At 56.8% G+C, this 18,482-nt stretch carries 21 protein-coding genes; 13 read left to right on the plus strand and 8 right to left on the minus strand.

Features of this window, described 5'->3' with window-relative positions:
- The first annotated feature begins 14 nt into the window (after positions 1-14).
- Entirely contained in the window at positions 15-929 is a 915-nt protein-coding gene (locus LB453_RS10265; protein WP_224481722.1) for a hypothetical protein, read from the plus strand.
- A gap of 47 nt (positions 930-976) precedes the next feature.
- Here the strand turns inward: LB453_RS10265 and LB453_RS10270 are convergent, their stop codons facing one another.
- Positions 977-1,336 (minus strand): TonB family protein, encoded by a 360-nt coding sequence (locus tag LB453_RS10270; RefSeq protein ID WP_103796171.1) that lies wholly within the window; start codon positions 1,334-1,336, stop codon positions 977-979.
- A 174-nt stretch (positions 1,337-1,510) separates the two neighbouring features.
- On the opposite strand from LB453_RS10270, the gene LB453_RS10275 reads away from it, so the two are divergent.
- The gene (locus LB453_RS10275) at positions 1,511-1,777 is read left to right on the plus strand and encodes a hypothetical protein (protein WP_103796170.1); all 267 of its coding nucleotides are present in this window, start codon (positions 1,511-1,513) and stop codon (positions 1,775-1,777) included.
- A gap of 25 nt (positions 1,778-1,802) precedes the next feature.
- Here the strand turns inward: LB453_RS10275 and LB453_RS10280 are convergent, their stop codons facing one another.
- Positions 1,803-2,042, minus strand: a complete 240-nt coding sequence (locus LB453_RS10280; RefSeq protein WP_103796169.1) for a DinI-like family protein — start codon at positions 2,040-2,042, stop codon at positions 1,803-1,805.
- Positions 2,043-2,392: 350 nt separating this feature from the next.
- The gene (locus LB453_RS10285; protein ID WP_033749791.1) at positions 2,393-2,716 is read right to left on the minus strand and encodes a DUF6388 family protein; all 324 of its coding nucleotides are present in this window, start codon (positions 2,714-2,716) and stop codon (positions 2,393-2,395) included.
- 195 nt (positions 2,717-2,911) lie between these two features.
- Between LB453_RS10285 and yedD the strand changes: the two genes are divergently transcribed.
- Positions 2,912-3,388 carry a lipoprotein YedD gene (yedD, locus tag LB453_RS10290; RefSeq protein WP_103796168.1) on the plus strand — a complete coding sequence of 159 codons (477 nt, stop codon included), beginning with the start codon at positions 2,912-2,914 and terminating at the stop codon, positions 3,386-3,388.
- A 48-nt stretch (positions 3,389-3,436) separates the two neighbouring features.
- On the opposite strand, the gene amyA is transcribed toward yedD, so the two are convergent.
- The 4 genes from amyA to fliD all read right to left on the minus strand — a co-directional run bounded on the left by amyA (position 3,437) and on the right by fliD (position 7,237).
- Positions 3,437-4,918 (minus strand): alpha-amylase, encoded by a 1,482-nt coding sequence (gene amyA, locus LB453_RS10295; protein WP_103796167.1) that lies wholly within the window; start codon positions 4,916-4,918, stop codon positions 3,437-3,439.
- A 100-nt stretch (positions 4,919-5,018) separates the two neighbouring features.
- Positions 5,019-5,387: a flagella biosynthesis regulatory protein FliT gene (gene fliT, locus LB453_RS10300; RefSeq protein ID WP_103796166.1), complete on the minus strand. Its 369-nt coding sequence runs from the start codon at positions 5,385-5,387 to the stop codon at positions 5,019-5,021.
- The gene (fliS, locus tag LB453_RS10305) at positions 5,387-5,797 is read right to left on the minus strand and encodes a flagellar export chaperone FliS (RefSeq protein ID WP_103796165.1); all 411 of its coding nucleotides are present in this window, start codon (positions 5,795-5,797) and stop codon (positions 5,387-5,389) included. The genes fliT and fliS overlap by 1 nt, the downstream gene beginning before the upstream one ends.
- An 18-nt stretch (positions 5,798-5,815) precedes the next feature.
- Positions 5,816-7,237, minus strand: a complete 1,422-nt coding sequence (gene fliD, locus LB453_RS10310; protein ID WP_224481723.1) for a flagellar filament capping protein FliD — start codon at positions 7,235-7,237, stop codon at positions 5,816-5,818.
- A gap of 338 nt (positions 7,238-7,575) precedes the next feature.
- Here fliD and LB453_RS10315 point away from each other — a divergent pair, with 338 nt between their 5' ends.
- The 10 genes from LB453_RS10315 to LB453_RS10360 all read left to right on the plus strand — a co-directional run bounded on the left by LB453_RS10315 (position 7,576) and on the right by LB453_RS10360 (position 17,792).
- Entirely contained in the window at positions 7,576-8,778 is a 1,203-nt protein-coding gene (locus tag LB453_RS10315) for a FliC/FljB family flagellin (protein WP_103796163.1), read from the plus strand.
- Positions 8,779-8,946: 168 nt separating this feature from the next.
- Positions 8,947-10,149: a flagellin lysine-N-methylase gene (gene fliB / locus LB453_RS10320; protein WP_103796162.1), complete on the plus strand. Its 1,203-nt coding sequence runs from the start codon at positions 8,947-8,949 to the stop codon at positions 10,147-10,149.
- Positions 10,150-10,308: 159 nt separating this feature from the next.
- Positions 10,309-11,277, plus strand: coding sequence for an HNH endonuclease signature motif containing protein (locus LB453_RS10325; RefSeq protein ID WP_103796161.1), 969 nt, complete (start codon positions 10,309-10,311; stop codon positions 11,275-11,277).
- Positions 11,278-11,420: 143 nt separating this feature from the next.
- On the plus strand, positions 11,421-12,143 hold the full coding sequence (locus tag LB453_RS10330) for an RNA polymerase sigma factor FliA (RefSeq protein WP_103796160.1): 723 nt from the start codon (positions 11,421-11,423) through the stop codon (positions 12,141-12,143).
- A gap of 49 nt (positions 12,144-12,192) precedes the next feature.
- Positions 12,193-12,696 carry a flagella biosynthesis regulatory protein FliZ gene (gene fliZ / locus LB453_RS10335; RefSeq protein ID WP_033749773.1) on the plus strand — a complete coding sequence of 168 codons (504 nt, stop codon included), beginning with the start codon at positions 12,193-12,195 and terminating at the stop codon, positions 12,694-12,696.
- Positions 12,697-12,945: 249 nt separating this feature from the next.
- Positions 12,946-13,932: a D-cysteine desulfhydrase gene (locus tag LB453_RS10340; protein ID WP_103796159.1), complete on the plus strand. Its 987-nt coding sequence runs from the start codon at positions 12,946-12,948 to the stop codon at positions 13,930-13,932.
- 107 nt (positions 13,933-14,039) lie between these two features.
- The gene (gene tcyJ, locus LB453_RS10345; protein ID WP_103796158.1) at positions 14,040-14,840 is read left to right on the plus strand and encodes a cystine ABC transporter substrate-binding protein; all 801 of its coding nucleotides are present in this window, start codon (positions 14,040-14,042) and stop codon (positions 14,838-14,840) included.
- A complete protein-coding gene (gene tcyL, locus LB453_RS10350) occupies positions 14,840-15,508 on the plus strand; it encodes a cystine ABC transporter permease (protein ID WP_103796157.1) in 669 nt (222 codons plus the stop codon). Before tcyJ ends, tcyL begins: the two co-directional genes overlap by 1 nt.
- Positions 15,505-16,257 carry an L-cystine ABC transporter ATP-binding protein TcyN gene (gene tcyN / locus LB453_RS10355; RefSeq protein ID WP_103796156.1) on the plus strand — a complete coding sequence of 251 codons (753 nt, stop codon included), beginning with the start codon at positions 15,505-15,507 and terminating at the stop codon, positions 16,255-16,257. Before tcyL ends, tcyN begins: the two co-directional genes overlap by 4 nt.
- A gap of 452 nt (positions 16,258-16,709) precedes the next feature.
- Entirely contained in the window at positions 16,710-17,792 is a 1,083-nt protein-coding gene (locus tag LB453_RS10360) for an acyltransferase family protein (protein WP_103796155.1), read from the plus strand.
- Positions 17,793-17,857: 65 nt separating this feature from the next.
- Here LB453_RS10360 and msrA read toward each other — a convergent pair whose 3' ends face one another.
- A complete protein-coding gene (gene msrA, locus LB453_RS10365; protein ID WP_103796154.1) occupies positions 17,858-18,391 on the minus strand; it encodes a peptide-methionine (S)-S-oxide reductase MsrA in 534 nt (177 codons plus the stop codon).
- Positions 18,392-18,482 lie beyond the last annotated feature (91 nt).

The raw sequence follows: 18,482 nt of genomic DNA on the forward strand, positions 1-18,482 counted from the left end.
CTAAGGAGTCTGCCATGACCGATACCAGCATCATTAACTCAACCGCTCCAGCGGCTGACGCCGAGCTGCCGCAGTTTGCGATACCGGACAGCAATGTACCGACCGATCCGCAGCTGCAGCGTTTATCTTCTCCCTCAACGGTGGCGCCAGCGACTTCTGAAGAGACGCCAGGGGAAACCCACGCCGCGCCTGATGCGACGGCGCAGCATACGCCGCCGGCGAACAGCGATCAGAGCGCGACGCCGGACGCTGCGGCTGTTCAGCCTGCAGAGCAGAGCGCGGCACCAGACGCCGCCGCCCAGCCCGTTGAGCAGAGCGCGACGCCGGACGCTGCAGCTGCCCAGCCTGCAGAGCAGAGCGCGGCACCAGACGCCGCCGCCCAGCCCGTTGAGCAGAGCGCGGCACCAGACGCCGCCGCCCAGCCCGTTGAGCAGAGCGCGACGCCGGACGCCGCAGCTGCCCAGCCTGCAGAGCAGAGCGCGGCACCAGACGCCGCCGCCCAGCCCGTTGAGCAGAGCGCGGCACCAGACGCCGCCCAGCCCGTTGAGCAGAGCGCGACGCCGGACGCTGCAGCTGCCCAGCCTGCGGAGCAGAGCACGCCCCCGGATGCGGCCGCTCAGCCCGTCGAGCAGGCTGCTGCCGCCAACGCGTCACCCCAGGCGCAGGCACCCGTGGCGGATACCGCTACCCAGCAGGCCAGCGCGCAGGCGGTTAACGCTGCCGAGCGGGCCGCTGCACCCGCAGCCCAGTCTGGCAGCGATGTGGCCGCTGCGCCTGCCGCACAGCCAGCTGAAAAAGAGGAACAAAGCGAATTCAGCGCCGGCGTTAAAGATTTCGGCGCCGCCTTTGATTTCGTACAGCAAGGGATTGAGCATCTGGGTTCGGCGGCGAGAAAAGAGCTGTTTGAACTGGCGCGTAAATATCTGTAATCACTGAGCGGCACGACATGAAAAAGGGGACATTGCGTCCCCTGTTTTTAGAAAATAATCGTACTGCTGCCTGGCCCTGTCTCTTGCCGCAGGGTAAAGCGGATAGTCATCTTCATATCTTTTACCGGCTTGTTCTTCTCATAGCGCCACTGACTGACGGCAGCGATAACATAAGGCTCAAACAGCCCACGCGGCTCTGACTGCAGAATCCGCATTTCGCTCACCTTTCCTTGGGCATCGACGTCAAAAGCGAAGCTGACGAAGCCCGCAATGCGGTGGCTCCAGGCGTAGTAGGGATAAGAGGGACGCACCTGCTTAACCACGTTGGGTTGATTAACGGCGTCAGGTGGCTGAGTGGCGCAGGCGGAGAGCAACAGCGTAGCGATAAGCAGGGCAGGGAATTTCATCTTAACGTCCTGTTAAAACGGCAGTAAGCAGCAATAATAGCGTTGCTCTTGCCAGCTCGCGAGGATCTCCCCGCTTCACTTCCGATTATTCTTAAGGCGGCTTCGTTATAATCCACTACCTTTAATCATTCACGCGAGATATTTATTGGTTAAAACAGCAAAAGGAAAAACAGCATGAGTGATTCAGTGGAAACGAAAAGCAAAACTGACTACCTGCGCGATGTAACCTCGCAGCTGAAAGAGATGCGCCACTATGCGCAAACCAATACCGAAACGCTCTCCAGCCACTGGCTCGCGTTTGATGCCGGCGAATATAAAGACCCGGAATTTGCCGCACGCATTGATGCGCTGCTGAACAAACAGGGCACGCTGCTGGATGATCTAGAGGCCGCGATTCAGGATATAGAGATCGCCATCAACCACAGCGAGCAGGAGAAGTAATCCTGCTCCCGACGGTGGTCGACGCTTAGTCGGCCACCAGCCACATTTCCGCCTCGTCAAACATCTCTTCGACAATGCGCGCCACCGTCGCCTTATCGTTCTTGCTCAGATCGGTTTCGATGGCGTTGCGCTCCATCGGTTTTACGCGCACCTCAGCATCTGGAAAGACGCGCTGCACGCGCTTTTCCAGCTCAGCTAAAATGATCTCACGCGCGCCAGGCAGGCCGGCGACGTTACGCTTATCGTAAATCAATTCCACAAACATACTGGTATTCCATACAGGGAAGAAATTCGCTGGCACATCATACTGTAAATCCAACCAGTGACAAGTCTCTCAGGCGCATTAGCGGCTTTTTTTTCGGCGCACTACGCAAACGGGTGCTGGAGAGCTAAAGGTGGAAGAAAAGAGACGGAGAAGAGGGGGCCGATCAGAGGAAAAAATCAAACCTCTGGAGGTGGAAATCCAGCAACACCTCCAGAGGCGGTGCAAAAGCACCATTCGTTCAAGGACAATCACGACCGAAGTCGTGCAGTAAACTTATACAGATTTGATCAACTTGTACAATTTTTTCCCGAACTATTTTACTGGTTGGAGGTGTTACCGTTATCCAGAGCTCAAAGCTCGTTCTTAATGCAGAACTCTTCCCAGGTCATTCCCAGCGATTCAGCGTGCGATTTCAGATAGTTTTCAATGGCTTCGGCAGCGACCGCTTTGTCCGGCTCGGCCAGCTGGATCGAAAAAATCATGCCGTCGAGATTTTTCTGGCGCAGGAAGGCGGCGTAAATACGTTCCGCATGCCATTCGCGCAGCTGGCGCAGCGACATATTGGCGTGGCGCGCATCGCTCTCCGTCAGTTCATCGAGCGCGGCCTGAAAGTCGGCATGTGCGGTAAAAAACATCTCGCGCGCCTGCGCGTAATAGGCTTCTGGCGTTTTCATAAGGTTTCCTGAAAGAGTTAAGGTGGTGCAGGGCACCAGTGTAACTCAGCCTCCAGCCCTTGTCAGGACGCGGTCAAGACGTGGTCGGGTGGAAAAAAAGTGGCCGCGCGACGCGAAGCAGGGCGCAGACAGCTTGCGGAAAGCAGGCGAAAAATTATAACTTAGCCGCCATTGAAGCGATCTCAGGGATTAACGATGAAAAAGTGGATGCTGACGGCCGCGCTGGCGCTGGCCGGTTGTGCGCAAATCAACAGCTATCAGGATGCGGTGCAGACGCCAGCGCCCGCCAGCCTGCAGGGGACCTGGCAAACGGTCGGCCCGCAGAGCGGGTTACGCAGCGATCGCGCGCTGGGCACGCTGATTGTCAATGCGGACGGCAGCACGCTTGACTGCCGCCAGTGGATGCGCGTTATCGCCAAGCCAGGCAAGCTGACGCTGCTCAGCGGCGATTACGTTAACGTCAATCGCCAGTCGCGTGTGATGCCGTTAGAGCTGGATGGCAGCGAGCTGCGCTATGACGGGCTGACGCTGCGTAAAGTCGAGCGTCCAACGATAGAGTGCCAGCAGGCGCTGGACGAGGTGGCAAAACAGCCGAAAGCGGCGGTTATCCAGAATATCGAACCGGAAATCATGAAGTCCGCCATCACCCAGGCGAACGAAGCGAAGTCGTAATGCTATAGCGCCTTATTCCGTCCCGGCGACGGAATAAGGCGCGTCACGTTACTCCGCCAGCACCCAGACGCTGACGCTGCCGCCGTTGCAGCGCACCACCACCGTGCCCTGTTCATCAGCGGTCAGGATCTCCTCGCGGTGACCTAAAAAGTCGCGCCACGCTTTGCCGGCAAACCCGTCGCCCATCGTCACGCTTTTCTCGCCCTCTTCGCCGTTCGACATAATCACGATGCAGCCCGGCTGTTCAGCGGTGCCGCTGCGGCTGAACGCCACGCAGTTGGGATGATCGAAATAATCCGTTTGCGCGCCCCAGCCATAGGCCTGACGAGCGCGGATCAGCGCTTCCAGCGCCGGGATCGCCGGCATCTCAACGCGGTGGGTTTCGCCGTCGCCGCCCTCATCTTCGTAGCTGGCGCCGAACAGGTCGGGATAAAATACCGTCGGCACGCCTTGCTCGCGCAGCAGGATCAGCGCGTAGGCGAGCGGTTTAAACCAGGCTTCGACCGGCGCTTCCAGCGACTGCAGCGGCTGCGTGTCATGGTTGGCGACAATAGTGACCGCATGCCAGGGATCGGCCTGCACCAGCGAGTTGGCGAAAATCTGGCTGAGATCGTACTCGCTGCCCTGAGTCGACGCCTGGTGAAAGTTCATATGCAGCGGCGCGTCGAACAGCAGGGTTTTGCCCTCGACCTGCTGAATATACTCCAGCAGCCTGTCAGTTTCGAACGACCAGTACTCGGCGACGATAAACATCGGCTCGTCGGCGACTTCCTGAACGTGGTCAATCCACTCCTTATAGAACCAGGCTGGAATATGCTTCACGGCGTCGAGGCGGAAGCCGGTACAGGGCACCTGTTCCCTGACCCAGCGCGCCCAGTATTTTAGCTCTTCACGCACCGCATTATTGCGAAAGTCGATATTGGCGCCCATCAGGTAGTCAAAGTTACCCAGCTCGCTGTCGACCTGATCGTTCCAGCCGTCGGCGGTATAGTCATTGACGATCTTGAAGACGCCGTTCTCATCCGGGTTTTCGATATGATCAACACCGCTAAAGCACTTATAGTCCCAGATGAATTTTGAATATTTACCGGCGCGCGCCGGGAAGCTGAAGCGCGTCCAGGCTTCGCACTCGATAACCTCGTCGCTGATGTCGTCGCGGTTGTCGGGATTGACGCGGTTAACGCGTACGCGCTCTTTCTCATCGGCCCCCATTTTGTGGTTGACCACCACGTCGAGCAGTACGCCGAGGTTGTGCGCGCGCAGCGCCTCCACGGCCGCCTGCAGCTGTTGCTTGTCGCCATATTTGGTGGCGACGCTGCCTTTCTGATCGAACTCGCCCAGGTCGAAGAGATCGTAGCTGTCATAGCCGACGGAATAGCCGCCCGACTCGCCTTTACAGGCAGGCGGCAGCCAGGCCATCGTAATGCCGATCTCGCTCAGCCAGGGGGCTTTTTCAGCCACTTCAGGCCAGAGTTTGCCGCCATCCGGGTAATACCAGTGGAAGAATTGCAATAACGTTGGGTTGTGCATCTGCTGTGCTCCAGCGGGAAGGAAAAGCAAGTATGGAGCACGACGAAAAAAAGACGCACCGGCAGAAGAGTTATTTTCTCTGTCGCGGTGCGTTTCAGAATCAGGAGAGGGGCTGGTTCTCCATCGGCACCATCACGCTGCCCTGTTTGCTGTAGGCGCTGAGCACCGATTTCTGACGGGCGTTCTGGTTAACCAGCGTTGAAAGCTCGTTCATGCGCTCCTGCAGCAGGCGCTTTACTTCGCTTTCGTTATCAAGAATATGGCGCAGCACCGGACGCAGCTGCTCCTGCGCCTGCGCGGAGGGCGAGGCGGCTTCGGTCGATCGCGCCAGCCGTTGCACCGCGCTGACATAATCAACTTCCTTTTTGATCAAATCATCCCATTCGCCCTCGGCCGCAAAACGCAGCATTTGCTGGCTGAGATCGAGTAACTGCTGGTAAATGGTAATCAGTTGCGGTGCTAGTATCATTAAACGGCGTCCTGAATCAGAGGTTGAGGCTGGGTGATTTCCTTCCAGGCATCAGCGATATTGCGCAGCAGCGCTTCGACCTCAACGATGGCCTCCACGTCGTTGCGCAAGTTCGCCTGCAGAAGTCGTCGCACCATGTAGGCGTAAAGCGAAAGCAGGTTGGTGGTGAGCTCGTCGCCGCTCTCTTCTGAGAGACCCTGCTTAAGCCCGTTTTCAATAATGTTAATGGCTTTAGAAAGGGAAAGACCTTTCCCCTCAATATTGCCGTCCTGCATAAACAGGCGGGCGCGAACCAGCGCGCTGAGCGCGCCGTCGAACAGCATGTTGACCAGCTGATGCGGATTCGCGCTCATGACGGCGCTTTCGACGCCGATTTTTGCATAGGCCTGAATGCCGTTTGCGGTGTACATGATCACTCCTTAGTAAAATCAGCTTTTCGAGCTGGAGTTCGAGCTATCGAACTGCTGCGTCAGGTAGCTGCTGGTCTGGTTAAGCGAGCTCATCACCACGTCGAGCTGGGTAAACTGCGCTTTCAGCCGCGTAATGGTGTCGTTAATACGATCGTTCACCTTGTTGTACTGCGTGGTCAGGGCGTTAAGCGTTTTGCTGACGCCGTCGGTCGCCGACTGCACGATGCCGGTGCTGGAGAGCCAGCTGGTCAGGTTACTGGCGACGCTGGTGGCGATGCCGGTGGTTTTGCCGTCGCCGATAATCATCTCTTTCACATCGGACATATTGTTTTTCAGGCTCTTTCTCAGCTTATCGGAGTCAACTTCCAGCTGCCCGGTGGTCGGGTTGGAGGTCACGCCGATCTGCGCCATGGTTTTAAAGGTCGAGGAGCTGGCGGCGTTGGTGAGCAGGCTCTTCAGCTGATTCTGGATGGTGCGCAAGGTGCTGTCGCCCAACAGTGCGCCGTTGCTGCTGTCCTGCGAGTCAGCGCCCACATCCACGGCGGTATATTTGGTCAGGCTGGAAAAGGTGTCTTGCAGGGTGTTATAGGCCGAGACCCAGCCGGTAATCGCGGCATTGGCTTTGGTGGTATCCGACGCAATGGTCAGCGTCTGGGTGCCGCTGGTAATGTCGCTGAGATTCAGCGTGATGCCTTCCAGCGCGTCGCTGATGGTGTTGCTGCTGCTTTCGATAGCGACGTTATTGACCGTCAGTTTGGCGTTTTGCGCCTGTACGCTCTGCGTCATCGCACTACTGCTGGCGCTGGCGTCATAGCCGACGATGCCCGCAAGCGTATCGTCGCCGGTTACTTTAATGGTGCTGACCGCTTTGGCTGAGCCGCTCTCATTGGCGCTGACGGATAGGCGAAAGCTGCCGTCTGAGACTTTGATAATGCTGGCGGTCACGCCCGCGTTAGCGCCGTTAATGGCGTCGCGCATGCCGGTCAGCGAGGTCTGCGCGCTGGTCAGCGTAATATCTTTGCTGGAGCCGTCCGCCAGCGCGATGCTCAGCGTGCGGCTGCTGGCAGAACTGTCGCCCAGCGCGGCGGTGTTGCTGCTCTGTACCGCCGAGGTCAGGGTCTGCGCCTGCGCCAGCTGCGACACGCTAATGGTGTATTTGCCTGCTGCGACGGTGCTGCCGGACGTTGTTGCGCTAAAGGCGGTTGAGCTGCTGGTGGCCGTTGTGGCGCTAAACAGGCTGGCGTTATTCAGCGTGGTATTCGCTGTCTGAAAGGTGGTCAGCGCGCTTTTCAGCGTCGCATAGGCGCTCAGTTTGGCGGTATAAGAGGACTGCTGATTAGATATCGGCGTCAGGGCGGCTTTTTCCGCCGTCTGCATGCTGTCGAGAATACTGCTTAAGTCCAGGCCTGAACCGACACCCAGGGTAGAGATACTTGCCATGCTTGTTTCCTTATCATGTCGACACGGAGAGTGAATACCGGGGTTATCGGCGGCGAATAAGGAAAGTTTAAAGTTATTCACCACTGGGCGATAAAGCGAATAGCGCATATAGAGAAGGGTATTTCAACGGCTAGAACGGCGATGATTTTCTTCTAAAGAAGTGGCGGGCGAGGGCGATAAAGATAAGCGTGACAGGTTGAAGGAAAAAATTTTCACCTGGTACTAAAAAAATTCTAAAGGTTGTTTAAGGGCAGACGATAACAACTTTGACGGCGCTGAAGCCGGCGGGTTGAAGCCCACACCTTAACCGAAAGACTTGATTAACAGGAATATTTATCATGGCCCAAGTCATTAATACCAACAGCCTCTCGCTGATCACTCAGAACAACATCAACAAGAACCAGTCCGCTCTGTCTACCTCTATCGAGCGTCTGTCTTCTGGTCTTCGTATCAACAGCGCTAAAGATGACGCTGCTGGTCAGGCGATTGCTAACCGCTTCGAGTCAAACATCAAAGGCCTGACTCAGGCTGCTCGTAACGCTAACGACGGTATCTCTGCTGCGCAGACTACTGAAGGCGCACTGTCAGAAATCAACAACAACCTGCAGCGTATTCGTGAACTGACTGTTCAGGCGCAGAACGGCACCAACTCTGACTCTGACAAAGCATCAATCCAGGACGAAATCAAATCTCGCCTGAGCGAAATCGACCGCGTATCTGGTCAGACTCAGTTCAACGGCGTGAACGTACTGGCTAAAGACGGCAAAATGTCTATCCAGGTTGGCGCGAACGATGGCGAAACCATCGACATCGACCTGAAAAAAATCGACTCTTCTACGCTGAAGCTGGACACCCTGAACGTGACTGGCCCGCAGGGTACGCCTACCGCTGCTGTTGCTGCTGACTTCCAGAAAGTCTACGGCACCACCAGTAACGTATCTAAAGCGACCGTGGCAGAAGCTGGCGCAACTGACGACCTGTCTACCCGTCTGGGCCTGGCAGCTGGCGGCGCGACCGTAGACGCTTCTAACGTCTATAAAGACGACAACGGCAACATGTTCGCTAAAGTGACCATCAAGTCAACTTCTGCGGCAGAAACCAACAACCTGAAAGCGAACGGCTTCGACATCGCTAACGGTGCAAGCCAGGACTTCTACGTAGCTGTTGATCCGCAGGCGGCAACCACTACTGCAGGCGGCGATACCGCAGCGTTCAAAATTGACACCAAAAACATCAACCTGTCTGATTTCTCAACCGGTGCTACCTCTGACCCGTTATCAAAAATCGACAGCGCGATCGCCAGCGTAGACAAATTCCGTTCTTCACTGGGTGCGATTCAGAACCGTCTGGATTCAGCGGTAACTAACCTGAACAACACCACGACTAACCTGTCTGAAGCACAGTCTCGTATTCAGGATGCTGACTACGCGACCGAAGTTTCAAACATGTCTAAAGCGCAGATCATCCAGCAGGCAGGTAACTCTGTGTTGGCGAAAGCTAACCAGGTTCCGCAGCAGGTTCTGTCTCTGCTGCAGGGCTAATCGCCCTCTGGTGAACGACCTGAAAACCCCGCCTCGGCGGGGTTTTTTTATGCCTGGGTAAAAGAGAGGAAAGCCTCTGTGTTATGCGCATTGCGCTTCCCTGACTACTGATAGGCTGGTGGCTGACAATGTGTTTTTACCGTTTTAACGCCATCAACAGGTAAGATCATGAAAGAGATTTCTGTAGTTGAACCGCTATTTTTCAGCGAATTTAAGTGCGCCGGCAGCGAATGCCTGGACCATTGCTGTAAAGGCTGGGATATCTATTTAGATAAGCCCACCGTCAACCGCTATTTAAAGAGCGGGGACATTAAGGTGCGCCAGCTGGCGGAAGAAAATATTATCAAAACCAAAAAAAGTTTTGATAACTGGGGCACCATGAAGTTCTCCGCCAGTGGAAACTGCAGTTTCCTTGATGAGAACAGCCTCTGCACTATCCATAAAAAAATGGGTGAGAAGGCGCTGAGCCCCACCTGTTCCACTTATCCTCGCGCGCAGAAAAAAACCAAATATGAGATCAGGAACAGCCTGACGCTCTCCTGCCCGGAAGCGGTAAAAGGCCTGCTGGCCAGCCCTGAGGCGATGCTGCTGAATGAACATAAATCGCTGCGTATCTCCGCCCTGAACGCGCCGGAGATCGATCAGCCGTCGCGCTTTATTAATCTGCTGTGCAGCAATCTGCTGCTGGCCAGCGGCGCCAGTATTGAGCAGGGGCTTTACGGCATTGCGATGCTGTTTCTTTTTGCCGAGAAAACAGGCGACAGCGCGGATAAATATACCCGGCTTGAAGAGTACTTTTTCTCTGTTCTGAATCTTATCCAGCAGGGGGAGATGGCGGCCAATATCGACAGCATCAAGCCTGACTATCAGCTGCAGTGGGCCTTGCTGCTGCGTCTGCAGGCCTATCTGGGGAGCCACAAGGCGATTCGCGGGTCGGCAACGCTCTATCATTACGTCAATAAGCTGATTTACATCCAGAGCGATGTCGCTGAGGGCAACGACGTCACGGTATCGATGAAGCGTCTGGCCAGCGTCTGGCAGAATAAACTTAAACCCTGGCTGGCGGAGCGCCCGCATATTATGGGCAATTATCTGCAGTACCGGATGTATCACGACAGTTTCCCCTCCCACAACGGGCAGAGCGCACTCGCTAACCTCTATCTGTTAACGGCGGAGTGGTTCCTGCTGAGATCGCTGCTGTCAGCCAGCATGGAGCTGGTGGGCACCATCAGCGAACAAGACGTCATTAATATTATTTACAGCTACCACTCAGTGACGAAACACGATCAGATTTCCGATAAAGCTTTTATGCGTGAAATTGAAAAAAGCAAAGTTAACGACGATCTCTCGCTGCTTCATCTGCTGCGATAATTGCGGCAGGCGTACTGTCTGAATCAGTACGCCTGACCTTAGCCCTTCTCCTCTCCTGGCGCCGGCACTTTGCTTGTTGCGTTACAGATCCCCGCGCGCCTGCCGATAACTCTCTGCAGAACAACACACTACTTTCAGAACGACTTTTCTGGAGTGTCTATGCGCTTCAATTATGACTTGTTACCCGGCGAGCAGCTGACCTTCGACGAGATCGCGCTGCGTTACGCGCGGCAGCATCCCGACGAGAAGGCGCTCACCGTGCGCGGGTTGCTGAGCCCGTCCACCAGCTATCGCACCTTACGCATCCGCGCGGTATTCGCCAGCGAAGAGAGCAACAGTCCACTGGCGGAGCTACTGTTTATCTCTGACGACAACGAGCGCAAAAACTACCTGCGCCGCTTTGAGCACTATCTCAAGTCGCAGCAGCCTTTTGCCTATTTCCGGCGCAGCAGCGAGGCGCAGCGCGACAACCTCTGGCAGGTGATGGGCGAAAGCCGCGTCTATGCGATGATCGATCCCCATTCCGCCGCCGCGCAGAACCTGCTCGCCAGCCGTGGCTATCAGCTGGTGCTGATGCGGGAGGATGAGAGCGAGGCCTGCTGGCAGCTCTTCGATCCCCAGTCGAACCCCTGTTTTCCGCTCTCGCGTCCTGTTCAGTTCATCGTGGTGCTGAGCACGCCGCAGCATAAGGCCCCTGCAGCGGTCATGGCGGGCATGGAGGTGGGGAGGCGGGTCAAGGCGAGCCTGCTCCAGCGCGCCAGTCAGGCCGAGTTTCTGGCGGCCCTGAAAGCGCGCTACGGCGGCTGCGTGATGACCGGCACGCGCCTTACCGACCGTCATAGCTGGCCCTGGGTAGAGGCCTGCCATATCGATACGCGGGAAAACGAAGAGGGCGGCCTTGCGGATAACAGCGCCGACAACGGCCTGTTTCTGCGCAGCGACCTGCAGCGACTGTTTCTCAATAAACTGATAAGCATCGATGGTGAATCGGGCCAGATACGCTTTCATCCCGACGCGGAAACCCGGCAAAGCATAAGCCCCTATTACCAGGATCTTGAGGGCCAGGTGTGCGCGCTATGGGAAGCGGTGCCGCTCGCCACGCGGCAGCGGCTGCGCGCGTCTGATTAAGCGGCGTCACGAGAGCGGGGCGATCCGCTCTCTGACATAACAAAAATGAAATAACCTCGCTTTTGCCCGCCTATTCAGCCAATCGATCCCCCTACAGAATTGGATAATCCTGCCGATAACTTCATTAACGCAGGGTAGTCAACGTGAACGATTTCTATACCGCCGAAGGCGTGATGGATAAACATTCTCTCTGGCAGCGCTACGTCCCGCTGGTGCGCCATGAAGCGTTGCGTCTGCAGGTGCGTCTGCCAGCCAGCGTTGAGCTTGACGATCTGCTGCAGGCCGGGGGAATTGGCTTGCTGAATGCTGTGGAGCGTTACGACGCCCTGCAGGGGACAGCATTTACCACCTACGCCGTGCAGCGCATCCGAGGCGCAATGCTGGATGAGCTTCGCAGCCGGGACTGGGCGCCGCGCAGCGTGCGACGTAACGCACGCGAAGTGGCGGGCGCAATGCACCAGGTCGAGCAGACGATGGGGCGTGCGGCCACCGAGCAGGAGGTAGCCGATCGGCTGAATGTTTCGATGGAAGAGTACCGGCAAATTCTGCTGGATACCAACAACAGCCAGCTTTTCTCCTACGACGAGTATCGGGAAGAACACGGCGACAGCGCGGAGCTGGTGACGGATGGCCATGAAGAGGCTAACCCGCTGCATCAGCTACTTGAAGGGAATCTGCGTGAACGCGTCATTGAAGCGATCGAAGCGTTACCCGATCGCGAAAAAATGGTGCTGACACTGTACTACCAGGAAGAACTGAACCTGAAAGAGATTGGAGCGGTACTCGACGTGGGAGAATCACGCGTCAGCCAACTGCACAGTCAGGCGATTAAACGCCTGCGTGCCCGACTTACGGGAGCGCGCTGACGGCCTCAGTTCCTGGCGATCTAAAAATAATAAAACCGGGGACTCAGCAATGGGAGCCAAATCCAAGGCCAGACCTTTAAGCCGTTATCTTAAAGACTACAAACATAGCCAGAGCCACTGTTCACACTGTGGCAAAGTACTGGACCGCATGGCGTTGGTCTTTCGCGGTCAGATCATCAATAAAGAGGCCATTGCGCGCATGGACCAAATGATTGATGAGCAGCTGTGGCTGAAATTACAGCCAGAACTGACCGCGCTGTGCCGTTTCTGTAGTGATATTTTTTGCAATACGCATCCTAATTACTTCGACATTATGGCATTCAAGCAGTACCTGTTTGAGCAGACGGAAATGAGCCACAGCACTATCCGCGAATATGTGGTAAGGCTGCGTCGTCTGGACGATATGCTTAAGGCCAAAAATTTCCCGGCTGACCGCTTAAGCGGCAACAGCTGGCACGCCTGCCTGGAGAATGATTTGCCCGATGCGGGAAATAACAACTACCGGATTGCGCTGCGCAAATACGATCAGTTTCTGGGGTGGCAGCGCAGCTAGCTGCTAAAGCGCTGGCAGGGTGACGCGTTCTGTACAGGGGGAGCGCGTCAGAGCGTGCCAGCAACGCGTTAAGTATGCCGCCGCCGCGCATTCAGCAGGCGGCGCATTGCTAAGCAGGCACCGCTCACCCTGACGGTGAGCGAGCGGTAGCAGGCCGCTCGCCCCTTTCTTTTCTGCGCGATGGCAGATGATCCTGCGCGCAACTTCTGCAACACTGTAAAGATTACTGTGACTGCCCTGGAGGCCGCATTGTCTTTACATCTTGTTCATCAGTATCCGCGTCTTGAACTGCTCGGCGCGCCCACGCCGCTGGAGCACCTGCCGCGCCTCTCCGATTACGCCGGCCGCGATATCTTTATCAAACGTGACGATGTCACGCCCATCGCCCTGGGCGGCAACAAGCTGCGCAAGCTGGAGTTCCTGGCGGCGGAGGCGCTGCGCGAAGGCGCAGACGTCTTGCTCACGGCGGGCGCTATCCAGTCCAACCATGTGCGTCAGACCGCCGCCGTCGCCGCGAAACTCGGCCTGAAGTGCGTCGCGCTGCTGGAAAACCCAATTAACACCCAGGCGGAAAACTACCTCAGCAACGGCAACCGGCTGCTGCTGGATCTGTTTGACTGCGAAATCGTGCTGGTCGAGTCGCTGCACAATCCGGCGGCACAGCTGGCGGAGCAGGCAGAGCGGCTTGAGGCGCAGGGCTTCCGCCCCTTTGTGGTGCCGGTGGGCGGCTCTAACTGGCTCGGCGCGCTCGGCTATATCGAATGCGCGCAGGAGATTGCGCACCAGAGCGAAGGCGTGGTCGACTACGCCGCAGTGGTGGTCGCTTCCGGCAGCGCCGGTACCCATGCCGGACTGGCGGTCGGCCTTGAGCAGCTGCTGCCGCAAACAGAGGTCGTCGGCGTCACCGTCTCGCGCAAAGCGGAGCAGCAGCTGCCGGTGGTGGACAGCCTGCGCCAGCAGCTGGTGGCCAGACTAGAGCTGACCAGCACGGCGCCCGTTACCCTGTGGGACGACTACTTCGGCCCGCGCTACGGCGAGCCAAACGAAGAGGGAATGGAGGCGGTAAAACTGCTGGCGCGGCTGGAGGGCATCCTGCTCGATCCGGTCTACACCGGCAAAGCGATGGCCGGACTGCTGGACGGCATCAGCCAGAACCGTTTCCGCCGCGACGGGCCGCTGCTCTTCATACACACCGGCGGCGCACCGGCGTTATTTGCTTATCATCCTTCGGTCTGAGCAGTCAGAAGAAAAACGTTTATACTTCGCGGGTTAATACCGCAGTACCGGGCGGCGCAGACGCCGCCTGACAACACACACATCACATACTAATAAATGGGGTAGATATGATTTTTTCTCGTGTTGGTCGCCATCTGGCGATGGGCGTGATGGCGGCGGCGCTGATTGCCGGCGTTAACCTGAAGACGCACGCAGCGGAAAACCTGCTGGCAAAGGTCAAAGATAAAGGCGAGCTGCGCGTGGGTCTCGAGGGGACCTATCCGCCGTTCAGCTTTCAGGATGAAAACGGCAAACTCACCGGATTTGAAGTGGAGTTCGCGCAGCAGCTGGCGCAGCATCTGGGCGTGAAGGCCAAACTGCAGCCGACCAAATGGGACGGCATGCTGGCGTCGCTGGACTCAAAGCGCATTGATGTGGTGATCAACCAGGTAACCATCTCCGACGAGCGCAAGAAGAAGTATGATTTCTCTACGCCGTATACCATCTCCGGCGTGCAGGCGCTGACGATGAAGGCGAAAGCGGGCACCATCAGCAAGCCGGACGATCTGGCGGGTAAAAAAGTCGGCGTTGGCCTGGGCTCTAACTATGAGCAGTGGCTGCGCGACAACGTTAAAGGCGTCGATATCCGTACCTATGACGACGACCCGACAAAATATCAGGATCTGCGCTCTGGCCGTCTGGATGCGATCCTCGTCGATCGTCTGGCCGCGCTGGATCTGGTGAAGAAAACCGGCAACACCATGGCGGTTGCAGGCGCGCCGTTCTCCCGTCTTGAGTCAGGCGTCGCGCTGCGTAAAGGCAACGACGATCTGCTCAACGCCGTTAACCAGGCGATCGCCGCCATGCAGAAAGATGGTTCGCTGACCAAACTCTCTGAAAAATGGTTCGGCGCGGATGTGACTAAGTAATGCAGGAAAGTCTCCAACTGGTGCTGGATTCAGCACCTTTTTTATTAAAAGGCGCGCTGTTTACGCTGCAGCTCAGCATCGGCGGCATGTTTTTCGGGCTGGTGCTGGGCTTTGTGCTGGCGCTGATGCGGCTGTCGCACTTCTGGCCGGTTAGCCTGCTGTCACGCTTCTACGTATCGGTGTTTCGCGGCACGCCGCTGATCGCCCAGCTGTTTATGATCTACTACGGTCTGCCGCAGTTCGGCATCGAGCTCGATCCCATTCCCTCCGCCATGATTGGCCTGTCGCTGAATACCGCCGCCTACGCCTCGGAATCGCTGCGCGGCGCGATTGCGGCTATTGAGCGCGGTCAGTGGGAAGCGGCGGCGAGTATCGGCATGACGCGCTGGCAGACGCTGCGCCGCGTTATTCTGCCCCAGGCGGCCCGTACGGCGCTGCCGCCGCTCGGCAACAGCTTTATCAGCCTGGTGAAGGATACCTCGCTGGCGGCGACCATCCAGGTGCCGGAGCTGTTCCGCCAGGCGCAGTTGATCACTTCGCGCACGCTGGAGGTTTTCACCATGTATCTGGCGGCCTCGCTGATCTACTGGGTTATGGCGACCGTTCTGTCGGCGCTGCAAAACCGGCTGGAAAAACGGGTCAATCGTCAGGATGAGGAGGCGAAATGAGCGCCATCGAAATCAGCAAGCTGGTGAAAACCTTTAACGGCCAGAGGGTGCTGCACGGCATTGACCTTGAGGTCGCTTCCGGCGAAGTGGTGGCGATTATCGGGCCGAGCGGATCGGGGAAAACCACGCTGCTGCGCTGCATCAACCTGCTGGAAACGCCGGACAGCGGCACCATCAAGGTTGGCGAGATCGCTATCGACGCCACGCTGGCGCAGACGAAGCAGAAAGAGCAGGTGCGCAAGCTGCGCCAGCAGGTCGGCTTTGTGTTCCAGAACTTCAATCTGTTTCCCCATCGCTCGGTGCTGGAAAATATCATTGAAGGGCCGGTGATCGTCAAAGGCGAGCCGAAAGGGGAAGCCGAAGCGCGCGCGCGTGCGCTGCTGGAGAAAGTAGGACTGCAGGGCAGGGAGAGCAGTTTCCCGCGCCGGCTTTCCGGCGGCCAGCAGCAGCGCGTCGCTATTGCTCGCGCGCTGGCGATGCGTCCGCAGGTGATCCTGTTCGACGAGCCGACGTCGGCGCTCGATCCCGAGCTGGTGGGCGAGGTGCTTAACACCATCCGCGCGCTGGCTCAGGAGAAGCGCACCATGGTCATCGTTACCCATGAGATGAGCTTTGCCCGCGATGTGGCGGACCGGGCGATTTTTATGGACCAGGGCCGCATCGTTGAGCAGGGCGCGGCGAAAGCACTGTTCAGCAACCCTCAGCAGGCGCGCACCCGACAGTTCCTCGAAAAATTTCTCAATCAGTAATCAATACGCCTCTCTGGAGGCGTATTTCTCTTTCCTGCTGCGCACGGGCCAGCGCTGGGTATTATTCTCTTATTCGCCCTACCACAGCTAATTATTTATGCTTAACCCATTTGGTGCAAAAGCTTTAAATTTTTTTGCGCTTATGAATATTGCTCTGGTTTTACCGCTTCAGGTTTTCTCCTATTTACTCAGCTAAATAAGCTTTGCCAGCGCTGACCGATTTCCTTGCTAAGTCGTTACCAGCTAACTAAAAAAGTGCTGCATAAAAAAAATGTAAAGAAAAAGCGAGACGAGTAAAGCCTTGTTAATTCAGGGCCAGCTAAAAACTTTTAAGACTTTCGCTAGAGTCAGCGGCAGGGGAATGGCGAATAATCGCCAGATAATCCTAAAAGTATCATTTCGCTTATTCTCCTTTCCTTTTAAATTCTGACCTACACAGCAGGAGTCAAATTATGAACAAGGCTAAGTCAGAGGAAATATCCTGGGTTAATACCCTAAAGGGGGCCTGCATATTGCTGGTGGTGCTCTATCACACGGTGCTGCCCGGCTTTGAAGGCACGCTAAAGTATCTCTCCGCAGGCTGGCTCCCGGCGGAAATATGGGTGCAGTTTAATACCATACTCTCGCCGCTGCGCATGCCCGCCTTTTTCTTTGTCTCTGGCCTGCTGGCGACCAATGGCATTCTTAATCGCCCCTGGAAACAGGTTTTCACCAGCCGTATCACTAATCTCTTTTATCTCTACATTCTGTGGGGATTTATTCAGTGGTGGTCGATTGTCGGCATCTCTACTGAAATTACCGGCCAGCGTATTTCGCAAAATCTTAACGCCGCCTATGCCGGCTCGCTGCTTGAGTTTTTAAAGCTGACCTTTATGGCCATGAGCACCTCCTGGTATCTCTACGGGCTTGGCTTATATTTCCTCTGCGCCAAACTATTTCGCCAGCATAAAGTGGCCCTGCTGGCGGTTGCCGTGCTGCTTAATTACCTTGCGGTAGAGAAGATTATTCCCTTCTGGGGGCCGCAAAGCGTGGCGCAATATTTTCTGTTTTTCCTGCTGGGGGTATTCTGGAGTCCGATGATGCTGCGGCTGAGCGAATGGCGCCGGGAAAATATCGTGCCCTGGGCGATCCTGGCGGCGCTGGCGGGCATCCACGTTATTTTCGGCCTCGACAGAAGCCTGTTTATGTGTGTGCTCGCCGTGCTGGCGAGCGTGGCGGCCTGCCGCTGGCTTAATCAGCGCTTCAGCATGAGCTATATGAACTGGATAGGGCGTAACACGCTGCAGATTTACGTGATTCACCGCATCTTTATCGAGTTCTTCGGCATGTCGGCGATTCTGTTCGCCCAGCGCCACCATCTGTTTGAGCAGGCCTGGTTTTCGTTTCTGTGGGCCTGCCTCTATCCGGTGGCGATAGTCGGCCTCTGTTCACTCTGTTCGGTGGCGGTATGGTCGGTAACCAACCGCGGCCTGGGGCAGTCGCTGTTTATCTTCCCGACGCTGATTGGCCTGAAGCGCACCCGTTCCGCCGCCTGAAAAAAAGCCCCGCACGGGCGGGGCTGGGTCAGTATGCGGCAGCGGGCGCGACGCCCGCTGCTGGCTTAGTTCTTCACGCGGTTAGCGAAGCTTTTGCGCAGCTTCTGCAGCTTCGGCGGGATAACCGCCATGCAGTAGCCGTTGCGCTGGCCCGCGCCTTCCCAGTAATCCTGATGATAAGCCTCGGCGGGATACCACTCTTTCAGCGGCTCGATGGTGGTGACCACCGGGTCCTGATGATCCTGCTGCGCGCGCGCAATGGCGGCAACCGCCTCAGCTTCCTGCTCCGGCGTGGCCGGGAAGATGGCAGAGCGGTACTGCGTGCCGATATCGTTGCCCTGGCGGTTAAGCTGCGTCGGATCGTGGGTGGCGAAGCTGATATCCAGCAGATCGCCGTAGCTCACTTTTTCAGGGTCAAATCCGATGCGAATCGCTTCTGCATGACCGGTCGCGCCGCTGCAGACCTGCTCATAGGTCGGATTAGGACGCGCGCCGCCTGTATAGCCGCTTTCAACCGACTCCACGCCGATCACATCTTTAAAAACCGCTTCGGTACACCAGAAACAGCCGCCTGCGATCACTGCGTATTCGATTGTCATAATGCTTAACTCCTGTCGAGGTCGAGTATGAGAGAGTAGGGACGGCGGCGATCCTTTTCAACCCGCGCACGGCGAGATTCGTCGGCGACAG

It is taken from the genome of Pantoea agglomerans (genome assembly GCF_020149765.1).
GTDB lineage: Bacteria > Pseudomonadota > Gammaproteobacteria > Enterobacterales > Enterobacteriaceae > Pantoea > Pantoea alvi.